This is a genomic window from Rheinheimera sp. UJ63 (assembly GCF_021568285.1).
In the GTDB taxonomy this organism is placed as follows: Bacteria; Pseudomonadota; Gammaproteobacteria; order Enterobacterales; family Alteromonadaceae; genus Alishewanella; species Alishewanella maricola.
The window spans coordinates 167,625-183,727 of the sequence record NZ_JAKGTQ010000004.1 but is presented as its reverse complement, the minus strand read 5'-3'; the positions used below and the strand labels follow the sequence as shown (position 1 = coordinate 183,727).

Annotated in this window: 12 protein-coding genes and 1 tRNA gene; 7 read left to right on the top strand and 6 right to left on the bottom strand. The window is 46.5% G+C overall.

Going from position 1 to position 16,103, the window contains the following annotated elements; translation table 11 throughout:
• Positions 1-8: 8 nt before the first annotated feature.
• Positions 9-638: a 23S rRNA (uridine(2552)-2'-O)-methyltransferase RlmE gene (rlmE, locus tag L1N97_RS12865; RefSeq protein ID WP_229586329.1), complete on the bottom strand. Its 630-nt coding sequence runs from the start codon at positions 636-638 to the stop codon at positions 9-11.
• 82 nt (positions 639-720) lie between these two features.
• On the opposite strand from rlmE, the gene yhbY reads away from it, so the two are divergent.
• Positions 721-1,017, top strand: coding sequence for a ribosome assembly RNA-binding protein YhbY (gene yhbY / locus L1N97_RS12860; RefSeq protein ID WP_226751207.1), 297 nt, complete (start codon positions 721-723; stop codon positions 1,015-1,017).
• Positions 1,018-1,020: 3 nt separating this feature from the next.
• Here the strand turns inward: yhbY and L1N97_RS12855 are convergent, their stop codons facing one another.
• Positions 1,021-1,416, bottom strand: a complete 396-nt coding sequence (locus tag L1N97_RS12855) for a hypothetical protein (protein WP_236130065.1) — start codon at positions 1,414-1,416, stop codon at positions 1,021-1,023.
• Positions 1,417-1,515: 99 nt separating this feature from the next.
• Between L1N97_RS12855 and L1N97_RS17035 the strand changes: the two genes are divergently transcribed.
• Positions 1,516-3,246, top strand: a complete 1,731-nt coding sequence (locus L1N97_RS17035; RefSeq protein WP_236130064.1) for a DEAD/DEAH box helicase — start codon at positions 1,516-1,518, stop codon at positions 3,244-3,246.
• 11 nt (positions 3,247-3,257) lie between these two features.
• On the opposite strand, the gene L1N97_RS12845 is transcribed toward L1N97_RS17035, so the two are convergent.
• Complete coding sequence (locus L1N97_RS12845) at positions 3,258-5,936, bottom strand: DUF2339 domain-containing protein (RefSeq protein ID WP_236130063.1); 2,679 nt, start codon at positions 5,934-5,936, stop codon at positions 3,258-3,260.
• 169 nt (positions 5,937-6,105) lie between these two features.
• Between L1N97_RS12845 and L1N97_RS12840 the strand changes: the two genes are divergently transcribed.
• The 5 genes from L1N97_RS12840 (at position 6,106) to L1N97_RS12820 (ending at position 11,107) form a co-directional block, all read left to right on the top strand.
• Positions 6,106-7,323, top strand: a complete 1,218-nt coding sequence (locus L1N97_RS12840) for an FIST signal transduction protein (RefSeq protein WP_236130062.1) — start codon at positions 6,106-6,108, stop codon at positions 7,321-7,323.
• A 203-nt stretch (positions 7,324-7,526) separates the two neighbouring features.
• A tRNA-Gly gene (locus L1N97_RS12835) sits at positions 7,527-7,600 on the top strand.
• Between the two features lie 100 nt (positions 7,601-7,700).
• Entirely contained in the window at positions 7,701-8,858 is a 1,158-nt protein-coding gene (locus L1N97_RS12830; RefSeq protein WP_236130061.1) for a metalloprotease, read from the top strand.
• A gap of 130 nt (positions 8,859-8,988) precedes the next feature.
• The gene (locus L1N97_RS12825; RefSeq protein WP_236130060.1) at positions 8,989-9,948 is read left to right on the top strand and encodes an alpha/beta fold hydrolase; all 960 of its coding nucleotides are present in this window, start codon (positions 8,989-8,991) and stop codon (positions 9,946-9,948) included.
• 4 nt (positions 9,949-9,952) lie between these two features.
• A complete protein-coding gene (locus L1N97_RS12820) occupies positions 9,953-11,107 on the top strand; it encodes an RNA polymerase sigma factor (RefSeq protein ID WP_236130059.1) in 1,155 nt (384 codons plus the stop codon).
• Positions 11,108-11,207: 100 nt separating this feature from the next.
• Here the strand turns inward: L1N97_RS12820 and greA are convergent, their stop codons facing one another.
• From greA to carA, 3 genes are read right to left on the bottom strand one after another with little or no spacing between them, the layout of a single operon-like run.
• Positions 11,208-11,684: a transcription elongation factor GreA gene (gene greA, locus L1N97_RS12815; RefSeq protein WP_226751199.1), complete on the bottom strand. Its 477-nt coding sequence runs from the start codon at positions 11,682-11,684 to the stop codon at positions 11,208-11,210.
• Positions 11,681-14,902, bottom strand: a complete 3,222-nt coding sequence (gene carB, locus L1N97_RS12810; protein WP_236130058.1) for a carbamoyl-phosphate synthase large subunit — start codon at positions 14,900-14,902, stop codon at positions 11,681-11,683. Before carB ends, greA begins: the two co-directional genes overlap by 4 nt.
• A gap of 30 nt (positions 14,903-14,932) precedes the next feature.
• Positions 14,933-16,063, bottom strand: a complete 1,131-nt coding sequence (gene carA, locus L1N97_RS12805; RefSeq protein ID WP_236130057.1) for a glutamine-hydrolyzing carbamoyl-phosphate synthase small subunit — start codon at positions 16,061-16,063, stop codon at positions 14,933-14,935.
• Between the last annotated feature and the right edge of the window lie 40 nt (positions 16,064-16,103).

The following is a 16,103-nucleotide window of genomic DNA, read 5'->3' as shown; positions in this document are numbered from 1 at the left end:
CTACTTTACTAAAGTTTAAAGCCGGTGGCCACGATATATGTCTCGCGTGAACGGGCACGCGACGAATCAGGCTTACGAATTTTCACATTACTAAAGGCGGCGCGTACATCTTTCAGGAATTGCTCAAAACCCTCTCCCTGAAACACTTTGACTACAAAACTGCCATTTTGCTTCAAAACTTTTTGGCACATGTCTAATGCCAACTCAACTAAATAAACAGAACGGGCTTGATCGGTAGTGTCATTGCCACTCATGTTCGGTGCCATATCCGATAATACCACATCTACGGTTTTACCACCGATCCGGCTCAGTAATGCCTCTAAAACCGCTTCCTCTCGAAAATCACCTTGTAAAAAAGCGACCCCGGCCAGCGGATCCATGGGTAAAATATCACAGGCAATGACCGTGCCCTCTTTACCCACTAATCCCACCACAAACTGAGACCAACTACCAGGGGCTGAGCCTAAATCTACCACTGTCATACCCGGTTTAACCAATTTGTCTTGTTGCTGGATCTCTTCTAATTTAAACGCAGCGCGCGAACGTAATCCCAGCTTTTGCGCTTTTTGTACAAAGTGATCATCAAAATGCTCTTTTAGCCAACGCGATGAACTGGCTGAGCGTTTTTTCTTAGTCATGTTACTACTCTTAAATAGTCTTATGCTGTAGATGGCGCTACAATAGGCATAATTCAAGCTTTTCTACGGACATTCTAACCTTATGAGTTTAACCAATAAACAAAAACAATTTTTAAAAACCAAAGCCCATGATTTAAAACCCGTTATTTTACTAGGCGGTAACGGTTTAACAGAGGGTGTGGTTGCTGAAATTGATAACGCTCTAAACTTTCATGAATTAATTAAAATTAAAGTGCCAGGCGAAGATAGAGAACAAAAAGTGTTGATTATGGACGCGATAGTCAGAGAAACCAACGCTGAAAAAGTTCAGGTTATCGGCAAAATCTTGGTTTTATTCCGCCAATCGCAAGAAAAAAAGATCCATTTGCCACGCGGTTAAATATCAAAACAGATACCCGGCAGCTCGCAATGACTGCCGGGCTGCGAGTTCATCATCTTTTAATGTACTTACAACATCGGCGGGCTTTACTGCTTGTGTCGCCTTGGCAAACTGCCACATCACCATTGTATTATCAGCGCCAATAGTTTCGACATGCTTTAGATTATTGGCAAAGCACCAAGCCGTGTTTTCATTTAATAGCGCAAACACCTCGGCTGGAGATATTTCCCACTGCCGAATATCCAATACTACTGCCCAAGGTTTTGCGCTTATTGGCAAAATTAATGAACGCATTTCACGAACGTACTGTTGCGCGATCGCTTTAGTCCAAAAACCGTTGGCGGATACCCACAAGACTCGCTGCTCTAAACGTAAGGAAAAGGCGGTATGTTTTGCCATGATAAGGCTCCTACTACTGTACTAATCTGGCGGAAACTTGCTACGAATGGCCATGGCTATGCTAACCTATCGACAATTTAGCTAAGCAACGAACCTCCCGTGCAACTCAGAGATTACCAACAACAGGCCGTTAATGCCGCTATTAGCCATTTCCAACAACGTTCGGTCTCAGCGGTATTAGTATTACCAACTGGGGCAGGTAAAAGCATTGTTATTGCCGAGCTAGCTCGTCGTGCCAAAGGACGTGTTCTTATTTTAACGCATGTTAAAGAATTGGTTGCACAAAATGCGGAAAAAGTGGCCGTTTTAACCGCAAAAGCCAGTATTTATGCAGCAGGCCTGCAACAAAAAGATGCTAGCGCGAAAACGGTGGTCGCTAGTGTACAGTCTGCCGTACGTAATTTAGATGCCTTTGCCAGCGCTTTTTCATTAGTGATTATTGATGAGTGCCATCGCGTTAGCCTGAGCACCGACAGCCAATACCAACAACTATTTAGCCAACTGAAACAACACAATCCCGAGATAAAGTTGTTGGGACTTACCGCAACCCCATTTCGGTTGGGCAGTGGCTGGATCTATCGGCAACATTATCATGGCCGGGTGGGGAATACACTTAACCCCACGTTTGAATATTGTATTTTTGACTTGCCGCTAAGGCCCTTAATTAAACAAGGTTACCTAACAACGCCACGTTTATATGATGGCTTAAGTGCACAATACGATTTTAGCTCGCTAAAACCCAAAGCTGAAGGCGATTACACTGAAACAGAAGTGAACTCTATCTTAGGAAAAAGTGGTCGGGCAACCTCACTGATCATGCAACAATTAATCACTTTGGCGACGCAACGCCAAGGCATCATTGTTTTTGCGGCTACGGTAAAACATGCCAACGAAATTATGCAGTTACTCAGTAAGCAAAGCGCTGCCATCCTGACCGCGGAAACACCCACAGTTGAACGCGATCAATTGATTGACGCCTTTAAAGATCGACAAATCAAGTTTCTGGTAAATGTGGCGGTATTAACAACGGGCTTTGACGCCCCCCATGTTGATTTAATAGCTATTTTACGCCCTACCGCCTCAGTCAGTTTATTTCAACAAATGGTGGGCCGAGGTTTACGCATCGCCGCAGGCAAAACAGAATGTTTAATTATTGATTATGCCGCAAATGGTTATGATTTATTTAGCCCTGAAGTGGGGCAAGCAAAACCAAACAGTAAATCGGTGCCGGTACAAGTTCTCTGCCCTGAATGCGGCTTTGCTAATATTTTTTGGGGGTTAACCGACCAAGATGGCGACATTATTGAGCATTACGGCAGGCGTTGTCAGGGCTTAATCGAAGATACAGCTCAACAATGTCAGTATCGTTATCGGAGCCGCAATTGCCCAGAGTGTGGCGCCGAGAATGACATCGCCGCACGCAGCTGTCAGCAATGTGAGTCGGTGTTAGTTGATCCCGATAAACGATTACGCGAAGTGTTAAACCAGCAGCATCATCACCTTTTTCGCTGCCATAACATGCAGCTATCCGATGATAACGGCGATTTAAAGGTAAGTTATTACGATATCGAAGGTAACCCGTTTTATCGTTGGTTTAAGTTACAAAGCCCGGCTCAGCGCCGTGCGCTTTACGCCTTGTTTATTAAACCGCACAGCAAAGCGCCCGGAACACCTTTACCCACCATTAAAACAGCCGCGCAACTGGTGGCTTTAGCTGAGCGGTTTCGGCCGCCGCAGCTGATATTATTACAAAAACAGAAACATAGCTGGCAGCATGTCGAAAGCTATTTTGATTACCAGGGGCGCTATCAGCAGTTCACTGAACAGTAACGCTCTTTTTCTTATTCTGTGGCATGGGCTTGCCGATCAAGCATTTTTTGCTGCAAGCGCTGAAACATAGCACTTAACAACACTAAACTTAACCCCAACCCCATAAATGATGCCGCACGGAATAAACCTTGCAGCTCATTTAAATCAAACACAAATACTTTAACGACCACTGCACTGAGCAATAAGAACCCCACTTTACGCAGCATGCCCCAAACACGCCATTGCGCCAGCACAATTAGCCCCGCCGCCGTTAACAACAACACTAAAGAATAACTATAATGCTCTGCATTACTGGTTGCTAAACCTAAGGTAATTTGCGCCCCCTGCCAAAACTGCCGTACCGAACTCAGTAGGTACAACAGCAAACCGGCCGCAGCCACATAATAGCCAGTAGGTCGATAACGCTGCGGCAGCGGCATGTTAGCTAAACCCGCTGCACACAAGGCAGGCACGGCCCACAATATGAATAGCCAATTCAATAGCGGCCACTGCCCTACGTCTTGTGCACTTAGCAAGGGGTTATAATTTACATTTAAGGTCAGTTGCGTAAATAACACCAGCACCACTAAACAGCCTGCGGCAAAACGATATAAAGTTTGCATGCTCGCGGCCCGATAACTGCGCCACTGATAGACCCAAGCTAAAATAGACCAATTAGCGCTGTGTAACGCTAAACTGTAAAAATCCATTACAGAAAAATCAAGCGCCTCCGGATGCAACCCTAATTGCGTTTGCACCGTGACGAATAACGCCGTTAACTGCAAGCAAGCCCCTTCGAGCCAACCACGCAAGCTGCTATGCCGCCATAACCAGGTTGCAAGGCCAAAACTCGCTAACACCAGCGGATAGACGATCCATGACCAGTGCAACCCCAGAATACTGATGCCTTCATAACTGCCCAACAATGGGGCTGAAGTAAGACGTAATAAGACAAAGGCGACCATCCCCTTGATCAGCCAAGACGGGATAGGAAAACGTTGTTTAACGCTTAATTGTGTAATAAAAACTAACTGTAACGCCATGGCTACCGTGAAAGCGGCTGCCGACAGGTATAAGCTAAAACACCAACTTAACGCGAGGTTAGCGCCAGCCGCATGAATAAAAGCCAACGCTTTACTTGCTGTCTGTTTCGCTAGAATACTTTGAAGGATCACTAACAATGCGCCGTATAGCATCCAACCTAATTGAATTAACGGTTGCAGTGTACTCGGCACTAATTGATAAGATACGGCCAGAAATAGTATCGGTGCGATCGCTAAAAAAGCCGCCCAATGTTGTCTTGCTGGCAGTAGCACGCTAACAAAAGCCGCAGGAATTGTCAGCAGCAGCACCCATAACTGCCAATTAAAGAGTATGCCGTCCGTCCAGCTAAAGTTGTCAGCATTAAGTGCAGGCCCCAGTAATAGCCAAACCAATGCCAGCAGCGCCGCCGCCCATAACCACAGCTCAGAGCGATTTTCACTTAAGGCTGCCGCATATAAAACACTGACTAACAACACACAAGGCCACAGATGGCTGTAACTACTAAACTGCAGTTGCAGCACCACTGCAAAGGCTAGTAACACGACGCCAAGATAGTGTTCGCGCAATAGCGGCCACCATTGGCGCATCGGTAACACCGCTTTTTGCCAGCGTAACGGCCAGCCTAAGCGAGGTAAGGCAACCATACCAATAAAGCTAAGTAATAAGGCAGCCCACAGCACCATGATGTTGTTTGCGCCAGCCTGTGTGATTGCCAACAATAACCAGCCACAATGTGCCACAACCGTTATTAACCATAACCAAAAACGTTGTACCCTGCGTTCAACCAATAACGACGACGTTGTAATTAAGGCAATGTATAACAACAGTGCTAACCAATTATTGCTACCCGATGACACTAAAATCGGTACTGCGTATCCCCCAACAATGCCGATCACCGCTAAAATAGGCCCTTGCCGTAAAGAAAACCAAGACGCGCAAAGCGCGACTAAAGCCAGTAAAGCAAAAGCCAGTGTTGGGCTGATCAGCTGATAAAAATGCTGGGCCATCAATAGCACCGCATACAAGGTCACAAAGCCTGCGCTAGCTAATGCCGCAGGAATGTAGTTTTCTAAGACCTGACTTAACTGCTTTTTCTGATGCAGCCACTCACTTACCACTAAGAGTAACAGGCCTAAACTAATACCACTGAACACGCGTAACTCTGGAGAAAACCAACCCGCGTCTAACGAATGCCGCACTAAAAAAATACCGCCAAATGCTAAAGCCACCCCACCCAACCAAACCATGCCGCGATCAATAAACTGCCGCTCTAACCAACTTAGCCATTGGCTTGCCTCTGCTTTGGGTTTAACCGGCTCTGTCGGCTCTGCATGCTGCTTGCTCATAGCAAAGAACGCTGCCGGAGAAACGGTTGTTGTTGCCGTGTTAGGCTCTGCCGTTTGTGCTGCGATGGTGGGTTCTGTTAGGGGGGTTGCTGGGGCAGCCGAAGATGGCAGCGGAGCGTCAACTTGAGACACATTAGCATTCTCAGCAGCGCCCACTGAGCGGGTATGTATGTGTTTTAGCTCTGCTTGCAATTGCTGTATACGCTGTTGCAGCATTCTTATTTGAGCTTCTAAGCCGCTAAGCCGAACTAAAGCGATAAAGCCACAAAAGGTGCCAACAATTACGGCAAGCACCAATATTACCGCCAATAATTCAAACATAGCTCAGACCATCAACACATTTTTACTTAGCATAAGGGAGTTTCGCCGAATTACCAATATATCATTGTTAATGATACAATCTGTTTACAGAAATATTCTATACTGAGCAGTGAGCTAGCTTTTCATCGCTTACGTAGTAATGAAGGTTTTGTGACAAAAGGATTAAACTATGTTCGCAGGGATTGCGTTCTCTCAGACCAATGCGGCTTTTGCCGCAGGTCAACAACTTGCTCGTGAAGCTATTGCCCAAACCGGCCGTTCTGCTGCACAGCTTCTACTGCTGTTTTGCACAGCAAAAACTGATTATCAACGCTTATTAGATGGCGCCCGATTAGTCTGCGGCACAGATACCATCATCTTGGGAGGTTCAGCTGCAGGTATTATCAGCCACGATCAGATTATGATCGAAGGAGCTCCCGCGGCCGCCTTAGCAATAGTATCGGATAACGACAATATTACATTTAGTCGTGCTTGCTCACAGCTGATCGCCCAGAACCCGTTTTTAGCTGGGCAACAGTTAGGGGCGAAACTGCAACAAGTGGTATCACCTGCTCTCCTCCTGTTATTTTTTGATTCAGTGCGTTACGCCGGTAATTTGCAAAACCCAGCCGTATTAAATGCTTCACGTCCAATACTTAACGGCCTCTATAACACTTTACCGATAAAGGTCCCTATTGCAGGCGCCGGCTTACTCGCCGATCAAGAATTTAGCTCCACTAAATTGTTTTACGATTCACAAGTGCAAAGCCAGCTCGCGACAGCTTTACTGATCAGCGGCCATGTTAAACCCTATATCAGCAATATGCATGGGTGTTCACCGCTCAGTGCTGAGCGTTTTACCATTACCAAGATTTTTGAACAATTTCTGTATCAATTGAACGATGAGCCCGTTACCCAGGTTATCGATCGGGTAACCGGTAGCTCAGATTGGCGTAGGCAAACACCGGTGACCGAACTGGCCTTAGGCTTTAATGGCGCAACTTCTGGTAAGCCCGATTACAGTTCTTCTTATGTTACACGCCTCATCAATGGCATACTGCCAAATGATGAAGGGATAATCTTATTTGAACCAGATTTTCGTGAAGGCATGCAAATTCAGATTATGCAGCGCGATCCACAGCATATTGTTGCACAAACCGCTAAACAAACCCGTGCCTTGCTCACGCAAATCAAACAAGACCAACACACTCCTATTGTGGCTCTGTATTTTGATTGTGCTGGGCGCATAGCCACCCCGCAAGAAGCGCGCGAACTGCAGCAACAGTTAACTGCAGCAAAGATCCCTTTGCTGGGTATTTACACCGGCGTTGAAATCGCGCCTATCGGTAATAAAAGCCGTAGCCTAGATTGGAGTGGTGTGCTCGTGATTTTAACCACGCCGAATTAAGGCGGGTGGACAGGTAAGTCACTTAGATGGAGCAGGCTAAGCACTTAATTTAAGCTTCTTTACTCAGCTTTACTCAGCTTTGCGCAGCTAAGGTGCGTCTTTTTTGGTGGTTACAACGGCCATCTATGCAGCAGCCGACGCGGTAAAACACACTTTATAGCAGTTGACTTCAGGTCTTAGCAGTTATAATTTAGCGACAGAGCGCGGGTGTAGTTCAATGGTAGAATGAGACCTTCCCAAGGTTTAGACACGGGTTCGATTCCCGCCACCCGCTCCACGCCTTGCTCACTGAGCGATATTTTTAACCAAGCCAGCCTGTCTTTTCTAACCCCCGCTGCTAAACTACGCATATTTATTACCCTTTTTTAACATTAAATATGCAAACGTTATTTGAATTCTGCCATGACCAAGACCATTATCGGATCAAAGGAAATAACTTTGGTAAAGAGCAAGTCTGGCGTAATGGTGTTCTCGTCTCTGAAGGGCGAGCGTTATTAAGTCATAGCTATGATCACCGTTTTTTGTGCCCTAAACATGGCCCAGTGCGCTTGCACTTCAAGCTAGCCATACGAAATAACCAGGTGCATTACTGGCTAGAAACACCTGAAACATTGTTGTGCGAGGGCGAAACGGTCGCCAGGCCACCTGCATGGCTGCACAAATTAGAAAGCAAACTTTCATCCGCAGAAAAAGTAACCGCACGAACTGAGCAAACATCAGTGCTTAATGAGCAGACTGAAGTGCAGCAATCAACCACCCCTTCTTTACTAAAAAAAGGGTTTAAACCCTTTTTCGTGATCGGTTTAGTGTTAGTTAAGCTGTCAAAAAGTGCGGGAGCGATAAAGGCTGCGCTAGCAGGTACATCTCTTGCTGGCTGGGCTTGGCTATTTAATCTAGAATTTGCTGTAGGCTTAATTGCCGCATTAATTATTCACGAGTATGGCCATGTTTATGCGATGAAGCGCTCCGGCCTTAAGGTTAAAGGGGTCTATTTACTGCCGTTTGTTGGCGGAGTTGCAGTCAGTGAACGCGCGACCAGTCGTTGGCAAGACTTTAAGATTGCTGTTGCCGGCCCGGCTTTTGGTACCTTAGGTGCCGTCATCGCCTACGGGCTTTGGCTTGAAACGCATCATGCCGCCTTAGCATTATTTGCTGCCATCAGTTTATTACTTAACCTATTTAACTTATTGCCCATGGTGCCATTAGATGGGGGGCGCGTTATCCAAGCCGCTGTTTATAGCCGTAACGGAAAAGCAGCCAAACTAGCGTTATTATTCATTACTGGCAGTTTGTCATTCGCCGCATGGTACTTTGGTTTTTATCTGTTAATGCTGTTTGGCCTACTCGGTACGCTAGATTTATGGTTTGAAGCAGATGAACAAGCAAAAAACGTTTTACCTATGAGTAATACAGGCATATTAATAACCATTGTCAGTTACCTATGTTTATTAGCAGTGTTACTGTGGCTATCAACCATCATGGCAGATAGCGGGATCCCAGGAACAACTTTACCCCTGATTTTTATTTCCAGCTAATTACAACCACCCTATCTGGAACGCGGTAAGACCCGTTATCGCGTTTATTAAAAATAATTAAAATAATTTGTCACAACTGCTGAGGTTGATGCGACTTAGTTAGGTCATCACCACTAACTAAGGATTTATCATGAACGCACCACAGCACACAAACCAAAACGCTAACAACAACATTGCCAAAAAAACTCAGCAAAACAAACCAAGCTTTTGGACCTACTTTGCCATTGTCCTAACCATTATAGGTGGTGCGGTAGCACCGCAAATCAAAGCGATTGAGCAACCGCAACCGAGGGTAAGTTTTACCGTTGAGGTGGTAGGACAAGGTAAACCGGTTTTAATCATTCCCGGTTTAATGTCGGACCGCCGTGTTTGGCAAAGCACAGTTAGCGCCTTGCAAGCCGATTTTCAATTACATCTGATTAGCTTAGCCGGTTTTGCTGGTACGCCTAGCACTCTGGATGGTGAGTTTTTACCCAAAGTGCAGCAAGAGCTGCTGGGTTATGTGACAGAGCAGCAACTGCAACAGCCAGCAGTGATTGGCCATAGCCTAGGCGCTTTTCTCGCTTTTTCATTGGCAAGTTCTGCTCCTAAGCAGATTGGCACCGTTATCGCGGTAGATGGTTTGCCTTATATCGCGCCGATTTTTAGCCGCAACTCAGCAACGCAAGTGGCCGACATGCAAGCACAAGCACTGCAATTAAAAGCCTACTATCAACAGCTTTCTAGCGCACAATTAAAAGCCGTTGCAACACAAGGCATCGCTATTCAGGCGCGATCTGCAGAACATCAACAATTAGTGTTGGACATGGCCGCGGCCTCGGATAGCCAGACAGTCGGCCAAGCTATGTATGAACTATTAACCACCGATTTACGACCGCAAGTGACAGCAATAACAAGCCAAGTCTACTTACTTGGCGCCAGTGGAGCGCTAGCACCGGATCAGCAAGTGCTGGCAGCAGCACTGTACCAACAACAAATTGAGTCTATTGCTAATGCAAAACTACTGATGAATACTGACAGTCGCCATTTTATCATGCTGGATGAACCCGAGTGGTTTATCGCTCAGCTGCGTGTGGCATTAAAGGAGTAATGGCATGCACCATGCACAACTGAGCCCAAAAAACACCCTAGAACAACAATTACAGCCTGATGTGATGGCAGCCATCGCAGGTGATATGCAGGCTTTTGGCCGATTAATTCAGCGCTGCCAAAACAGTGTCAGCAGCATTGCCTTAGCCATTGTGCAAGACTTGGATGCCAGTGAGGATATTTGCCAGCAGGTATTTATTGCGGCTTGGCAACAACTGAGTAGCTTACAAAACACCACCAGTTTTTTGCCTTGGCTTCGTCAAATTACGCGCTACCGTGCTTATAGCTATTTACGCGAACGGCAAGAGCATCGTATCGAGCGTGGTGAGAAAGCCGAAACCTTGCTCGCCGCTTTTGCTAGTGACACCTTTCCCGATGAAGAGTTACTTCGCGACGAGCAAGCCGATATTATCCGCGAGTTTTTAGCCGAATTACCGAGTGAAAGTCGTGAAATTGTACTGCTGTTTTATCGGGAAGAGCAAAATAGCCAGCAGGTCGCGGCGTTACTAGGCATAACCGAAAATAGCGTACGTAAAAAGCTGCAACGGGTACGTGAGTTGTTAAAAACACAGCTACTAAACCGTTACGGTAAGCTGATTTTAAGCACGGCGCCAAACATCGGCTTAACTAGCGCCATCATCAGTGCTTTACTGATCGGTAGCCCACCTGCAGCTGCCGCGACCGCTAGTGCCATGACAGCACACAGCAGCGGCTTGGCAAAATTTGGCTGGCTATTGAGTGGAGCACTACTTGGCGCGCTCGGCGGCATGCTTGGTGTGTTGCTGGGCATGCGCGCGCCACTAAAAAACGCTGCCAGCGATACCGAGCGTAATCGCTTATTACGTTATCGCAATCAGGCTTTGGTTTGGGTTGGCCTCTCAGGCTTATTACTGGCTGCAGCATACGAATTTACCGCCGGTGCCATAGCACCGCTGCTGGCCTTTGGCCTTTTTATGACCGGCGTAGCGTATTTACAAGTTCGGGTATGGCAAACGATTAAACCACGCTTGTTGGCAAAAGCAGCGCAGAGTACACCAGCAAAACGGCAGTATCGCAATAATCTACTCTGGTGTTGGTTTGGGATGCTCGGTGGAACAACAGCTGGCTTTGCCGGCTTGATTGCTGGCCTGATCAAAAACGGCCGCTGGTTTTTCGGTTAAACATGGCAGTCAGTTAGCCGTTAGAAACAAAAACGCCAGCGAAGATGCTGGCGTTTTTACGTTTGAGACAACAGGGTTGCTCAAGTGAGTTGTCGCGTTATTACAGGTATTTCACGTCAACAATTTCAAATTCAACCACGCCTTTAGGCGTGGTGATATTCGCCACGTCATCGGCTACTTTGCCAATTAAACCCCGTGCAATCGGTGAGTTAACTGAAATCAGATTATTTTTTATATCCGCTTCATCATCACCCACAATGCGGTAAGTCATTTCTTCTTCTGTTTCCAGATTAAGAATGGTTACCGTTGAACCGAAAATCACTTTACCCGTGTTAGGCAACTTAGTGACATCGATGATCTGCACATTGGATAATTTGCCTTCAATATCCTGAATACGCCCTTCAATAAAACCTTGCTGTTCGCGAGCCGCGTGATATTCGGCGTTTTCTTTTAAATCGCCGTGCGCACGTGCTTCAGCGATAGCTTGAATTACCGCAGGCCGTTTTACACTTTTTAACTCATTCAGTTCAATGCGCAGCGCTTCTGCGCCTTGCACTGTCATTGGAATTAAGCTCATCCGTTTACTCTCTTATGCAATTCCTGAATAGAATTTACGTTAGCAAAGGCACTGGCAGCATTCGCTTTGACAGTAGCAAAAGCGGCATTCAAGGTCGTAGTGTAGTTCGCTTTGTGCTGTAAGGCACCGCGACGCAGTACTTTAGAGTCTTCAATCGCCTGACGACCTTCAGTGGTGTTAACAATATAGCTATACTCGCCGTTTTTGATACGGTCAAGCATATGAGGCCGACCTTCAAATACCTTGTTAACAACCCGACATGGAATACCCGCATCCGCTAATGCTTTGGCTGTACCACCACTGGCATCTAACTCGAAACCCGATTCAACCATTAGTTTAGCCAGTTCAACGATGCGCACTTTATCGCTGTCACGTACAGAAAGCAAGGCACGGCCACCCGTTGGAATCAGCGTGCCACAGCCTAACTCAGCTTTAGCAAAGGCTTCGGCGAACGTATCGCCAATGCCCATCACTTCACCCGTTGAACGCATCTCAGGGCCAAGAATAGGATCGACACCTGGGAATTTGTTAAACGGGATCATCACTTCTTTCACTGAGAAAAACGGTGGAATAATTTCTTTGGTGATACCCTGCTCGGCTAACGACTTACCCGCCATACAGCGTGCCCCCACTTTAGCAATTGCGACACCCGTTGCTTTAGAAACGAAGGGTACGGTACGTGCCGCTCGTGGGTTCACTTCAATTAAGTAAACTTCGTTATCTTTAACCGCAAACTGGGTATTCATTAAGCCGACCACGCCTAACTCTAACGCCAGCTTTTTCACTTGCTCGCGCATCACATCTTGAATGGCTTGCGATAAGCTGTGTGGTGGTAAGGTACAGGCAGAATCGCCCGAATGCACACCGGCTTGCTCGATGTGTTCCATAATGCCGCCGATAATCACTTCGCTACCATCACAAATAGCATCAATGTCGACTTCAATCGCATCATCTAAGAAGTTATCTAATAAGACTGGCGAGTCATTTGATACGCTAACCGCTTCGTTCATATAACGGCGTAAATCCTGCTCGTCATAAACGATTTCCATGGCGCGGCCACCTAAAACATAAGACGGGCGAACCACCATCGGATAACCGATTTCTGGTGCTTTGGCGATCGCTTCATCAAAGCTCGTTACCGTGACGTTTTTAGGCTGCTTTAAGCCTAAACGAGTGACGGCTTGTTGGAAGCGCTCACGGTCTTCAGCACGGTCTATCGCATCTGGCGAAGTACCAATAATTGGCACACCGTTGGCTTCTAAGGCACGGGCTAATTTCAATGGCGTTTGGCCACCGTATTGCACAATTACCCCTTTAGGCTGTTCTTTGCGTACGATTTCCAGTACGTCTTCCAAGGTGATAGATTCAAAATACAGGCGATCTGAGGTGTCATAATCGGTTGAAACGGTTTCTGGGTTACAGTTGACCATTATAGTTTCGTAACCGTCTTCACGTAACGCCAAAGCCGCATGCACACAACAGTAATCAAATTCGATACCTTGGCCGATACGGTTTGGCCCGCCACCGATAATCATGATTTTCTCACGATCGGTAGGTGCCGCTTCACACTCTTCATCATAGGTGCTGTACATATAAGCGGTGTTAGAGGCAAATTCCGCGGCACAGGTATCTACCCGCTTGTACACTGGGTGTAAACCGTAGCTATAACGTTTTTTGCGTACTTCGGTTTCACTCACACCTAAAACGTCAGCAATACGAGCATCAGCAAAACCTTTGCGTTTTAAGCGAGATAAACGTGCTTCGTCTAAGGCCGCATAGCCATCAGTACCTAGAGCCAGTTCTTCTTTCACTAAGTCTTCAATTTGCACTAAGAACCAGTGGTCAATTTTGGTTAGGTTGTAAATGTCATCTAAGGTCATACCAAAACGGAATGCATCGGCAATGTACCAAATACGATGTGCGCCAGGCTCACGTAATTCGCGAATGATTTTTTCTTTCGCTTCTGGTGCATTGATATCAATAATCGGATCTAAGCCCGATACACCAATCTCTAAACCGCGTAGCGCTTTTTGTAACGACTCTTGTTGGTTACGACCAATCGCCATGACTTCACCAACCGATTTCATTTGGGTCGTTAAGCGGTCGTTAGCGCCAGCAAATTTTTCAAAGTTAAAACGTGGAATTTTAGTTACAACATAATCGATACTTGGCTCAAATGAAGCCGGCGTGATCCCGCCCGTAATGTCGTTAGCCAATTCATCTAAGGTGTAACCGATAGCCAACTTGGCGGCAACTTTAGCAATAGGAAAACCGGTTGCTTTGGAAGCTAATGCCGACGAGCGCGATACCCGTGGGTTCATTTCAATAATGACCATACGGCCATCTGCTGGATTAATACCAAATTGTACGTTTGAACCACCCGTTTCTACGCCAATTTCACGCAATACCGCTAACGAAGCATTACGCATAATTTGGTATTCTTTGTCGGTCAGTGTTTGCGCTGGCGCCACAGTGATCGAATCACCGGTATGCACACCCATAGGATCAAAGTTTTCGATGGCACATACAATAATACAGTTATCGTTTTTGTCGCGTACCACTTCCATTTCGTATTCTTTCCAACCAATCAACGATTCGTCGATTAACAGCTCTTTGGTCGGAGACAGATCTAAACCACGGGTACAAATTTCTTCAAACTCTTCGCGGTTATAAGCAATACCACCGCCCGAGCCACCCATTGTGAACGATGGGCGAATAATACAAGGGAAACCGATATCATCGAGTACCTGATAAGCTTCTTCCATGGAATGAGCAAAACCGGCACGTGGGCAGGCTAAACCAATTGAGCGCATCGCTTTATCAAAGCGATTTCTATCTTCTGCTTTATCGATGGCGTCAGCGGTAGCACCAATCATTTCCACGTTATATTTTGCCAGAACACCTTGGCGTTCTAACTCTAACGCACAGTTCAATGCAGTTTGCCCGCCCATGGTAGGCAGTACCGCACAAGGGCGTTCTTTTTCAATGATTTTTTCTACCACTTGCCAATGAATAGGCTCGATGTAGGTCGCATCAGCCATTTCTGGATCAGTCATGATAGTCGCGGGGTTAGAGTTAACTAAAATAACTCGATAACCTTCTTCTTTTAAAGCTTTACAGGCTTGTGCGCCTGAATAGTCAAATTCACAGGCTTGGCCAATGACGATCGGGCCAGCGCCTAAAATCAGAATACTTTTTATATCGGTACGTTTTGGCATTGCGTCTCAGTCTCCGTAATTCGTGTCGGCTTAAGCCTGATGTTGTTGCATCAGCTTGATAAAATGGTCAAACAGTTCAGAGGCTTCATGCGGGCCTGGGCTGGCCTCGGGATGCCCTTGAAAACTAAATGCCGCTTTATCAGTACGGTGGATCCCTTGCAGGGTGCCGTCGAACAGCGATTTATGGGTAGCGCGTAAATTAGCCGGTAAGGTGGCTTCTTCAACCGCAAAACCATGGTTTTGCGCAGTGATTAACACGCGCTGAGTGTCTAAGTTTTGCACTGGGTGGTTAGCACCGTGGTGACCATGGCCCATTTTGACCGTTTTCGCACCACTGGCTAACGCCAACAGTTGATGACCTAAACAGATACCAAACACCGGAATGTCTGTTTCTAAAAAGGTTTTGATCGCCTCAATGGCGTAAGTGCAAGGTGCTGGATCGCCTGGACCATTCGATAGAAAAATACCATCTGGGTTCAGCGCTAACACCTCAGCAGCCGGTGTTTGTGCCGGAACAACAGTGAGTTTACAACCACGATCCGCTAACATACGTAAAATGTTGCGTTTAACACCGAAATCGTAAGCAACCACATGAAACGGATGTTCGGTAATGGTTTTGTGGCCCTCACCTAACGTCCAACTGCCTTCAGTCCACTGATAAGGGGCTTTAACGGTCACTTCTTTAGCTAAGTCCATCCCCGCTAAACCTGGGAAAGCCTTAGCGTGTTGCAAGGCAACCGCGGCATCCAGATTATCACCTGCCATGATGCAGCCATTTTGAGCGCCTTTTTCACGAAGGATGCGAGTCAGTTTGCGAGTATCGATGTCGGCGATGCCGAGAATGTTGTGATTTTTAAGGTATTGACTAAGCGAGAGTTGATTACGGAAATTACTGGCTAACAGCGGGAGGTCACGGATAATAAGGCCTTTGGCCCATACCTGTCCGGATTCCTCATCTTCCTCATTCGTTCCGGTGTTTCCTATATGAGGATAAGTTAGTGTTACAATTTGTTCTGCATAAGAGGGATCAGTTAATATTTCCTGATACCCGGTCATCGAGGTATTAAACACTACCTCACCAACAGAAACTCCTTCGGCGCCAATGGCTGTACCGTGAAATACGGTGCCGTCTTCCAGTACGAGCAGGGCGGACTTAGTCAAAATAACCTCCAAACAGCAAAAAACGGGTGAAAACCACAGA